Genomic DNA, 1,062 nt, shown 5'->3' on the forward strand with positions numbered 1-1,062 from the left:
CGGCCGCGTCAATACGTGACGACGGCGCGGATGGACTTGCCCTCGTGCATGAGGTCGAAGCCGTGGTTGATCTCGTCGAGGGACAGGGTGTGGGTGATCATGGGGTCGATCTCGATCTTGCCCTGCATGTACCAGTCGACGATCCTGGGCACGTCGGTGCGGCCCTTGGCGCCGCCGAAGGCGGTGCCCTTCCAGACCCGGCCGGTCACCAGCTGGAACGGGCGGGTGGAGATCTCGGCCCCCGCCGGCGCCACGCCGATGATGATGCTCTCGCCCCAGCCCTTGTGCGCCGATTCGAGCGCCGTGCGCATCACGCCCACGTTGCCGGTCGCGTCGAAGGTGTAGTCCCCGCCGCCGCCGGTCAGCTCGACCAGGTGCGCCACGAGGTCGCCCGTGACCTCCTTGGGGTTCACGAAGTCGGTCATCCCGAAGCGCGTCGCCATCTCGACCTTCGAGGGGTTGATGTCGACGCCCACGATCTGGTCCGCCCCCGCGAGCCGCAGCCCCTGGATCACGTTCAGCCCGATGCCGCCCAGCCCGAACACGATCGCCCGGCAGCCGATCTCGGCCTTGGCGGTGTTGATCACCGCCCCGATGCCCGTCGTCACGCCGCAGCCGATGTAGCAGATCTTGTCGAACGGCGCGTCCTTGTTCACCTTCGCCAGCGCGATCTCCGGCAGCACCGTGTGGTTGGCGAAGGTCGAGCAGCCCATGTAGTGGTGCAGCACCGTGCCGTCCGGCAGGCTGAAGCGCGACGTCCCGTCCGGCATCAGCCCCTTGCCCTGCGTCGCCCGGATCTTCTGGCACAGGTTCGTCTTGCCCGACAGGCAGTACTCGCATTCCCGGCATTCCGGCGTGTAGAGCGGGATCACGTGGTCCCCCGGCGCAACCGACGTCACCCCGGCGCCAACCTCCAGCACCACGCCCGCGCCCTCGTGCCCGAGGATCGACGGGAACAGGCCCTCGGGATCCGCACCAGACCGCGTGAACTCGTCGGTGTGGCACAGCCCCGTCGCCTTGATCTCGACCAGAACCTCGCCGGCCTTCGGCCCCTCGAGGTTC

Annotated in this window: 1 protein-coding gene; it reads right to left on the reverse strand. The window is 68.5% G+C overall.

Features of this window, described 5'->3' with window-relative positions:
* Positions 1–8: 8 nt before the first annotated feature.
* Positions 9–1,062, reverse strand: a 1,054-nt coding sequence (locus RISW2_RS22940; protein WP_043775804.1) for an S-(hydroxymethyl)glutathione dehydrogenase/class III alcohol dehydrogenase, incomplete at its 5' end; no start/stop codon positions are given.

It is taken from the genome of Roseivivax isoporae LMG 25204 (assembly GCF_000521865.1).
Taxonomy (GTDB): domain Bacteria; phylum Pseudomonadota; class Alphaproteobacteria; order Rhodobacterales; family Rhodobacteraceae; genus Roseivivax; species Roseivivax isoporae.